Below are 1,301 nucleotides of genomic sequence, written 5' to 3'. Positions count from 1 at the left end.
TGGTCGCGATATTAAGTCGCCACAGGAAAGGATCAATTGCCCCGAGCGACTTTGTGGCGCCAGAAGAACTACCTACGATTCATTGCAAGCGGAAAGCCGCAGCGTTTTCGAAGGAGACACCCCATGAATGAACTCTTCCCTGGCTTCGAACGGCACCATGTCGACGTGGGCCATGGCATCGCCATCTCGGCGGTGGTCGGCGGGCGCGGCGCGCCGCTCCTGCTGCTGCACGGCCACCCGCAAACGCATGCCATCTGGCACCGCGTGGCGCCCATGTTGGCTGAACAGTTCACCGTCATCGCGGCCGACCTGCGCGGTTATGGCGACTCGTCCAAGCCCGAGGGCGCAACAGACCATTCCAACTACTCGAAGCGCACGCTGGCGGCCGACCAGGTCGCGCTGATGCGCCATTTCGGCTTCGTACGCTTCGACGTGCTGGCGCACGACCGCGGCGCCCGTGTCGCATACCGCCTGGCCATGGACCACGCACAGGCCGTGCGCAGGCTGGTGCTGCTCGACATCGCGCCGACGCTGGCGATGTATGCGCAGACCACCGAGGCCTTCGCGCGCGCCTACTGGCACTGGTTCTTCCTGATCCAGCCGCCGCCGCTGCCCGAGGCGCTGATCGCGTCCGACCCCGTGCGCTACGTGCGCAGCGTGATGGGCGGGCGGCATGCCGGCCTCGCGCCCTTTGCGCCCGAGGTGCTGGCCGAATACGAACGCTGCGCCGCCATCGCGGGCACCGCCGAATCCATCTGCGAGGACTATCGCGCCTCTGCCACCATCGACCTCGTGCACGACCGCGAAGACATCGCAGCCGGCCGGCAACTGGCACAGCCGCTGCGCGTGCTGTGGGGCGAGCATGGTGCGGTGGGCAAGGCCTTCGATGTGCTCGCGCTGTGGCGCGAACGTGCCGCCGATGTGTCGGGCCGCGCCTTGCCGTGTGGCCACTACGTTCCCGAAGAGGCCCCGGACGAATTGCTCGCCGAGGCCCAAGCCTTCTTCTCTCTACCTCTACAACACGCACACGCAGGAGCCAACCCATGAGTACTCACAGAATCGCAGTCATCGCCGGCGACGGCATCGGCAAGGAAACCATGCCCGAGGGCGTGCGCGTGCTCGATGCCGTGGCGCGCAAATTCGGCATCGACCTGAAGTTCGACCACTTCGATTTCTCGAGCTGGGACTACTACGAGAAGCACGGCCAGATGCTGCCCGACAACTGGAAAGACCAGATCGGTGGGCACGACGCCATCTTCTTCGGCGCGGTCGGCTGGCCCGAGAAAATCGCCGACCACGTG

The 1,301-nt window shown here is 65.7% G+C and carries 2 protein-coding genes; both read left to right on the top strand.

All coding sequences use genetic code 11. The features are described 5' to 3' along the window. Positions 1-123 precede the first annotated feature (123 nt). Positions 124-1,047 (top strand): alpha/beta fold hydrolase, encoded by a 924-nt coding sequence (locus tag ACSFA3_RS23825; RefSeq protein WP_435507878.1) that lies wholly within the window; start codon positions 124-126, stop codon positions 1,045-1,047. Continuing rightward, on the top strand, positions 1,044-1,301 hold a 258-nt coding region (locus ACSFA3_RS23820; protein ID WP_435507877.1), incomplete at its 3' end, for an isocitrate/isopropylmalate family dehydrogenase. The genes ACSFA3_RS23825 and ACSFA3_RS23820, both read left to right, overlap by 4 nt.

The organism is Variovorax glucosi (assembly GCF_051216695.1).
GTDB lineage: Bacteria > Pseudomonadota > Gammaproteobacteria > Burkholderiales > Burkholderiaceae_C > Variovorax.
Note: the sequence above shows the minus strand (reverse complement) of the source record. Positions and strands in the feature narration are given on the sequence as shown.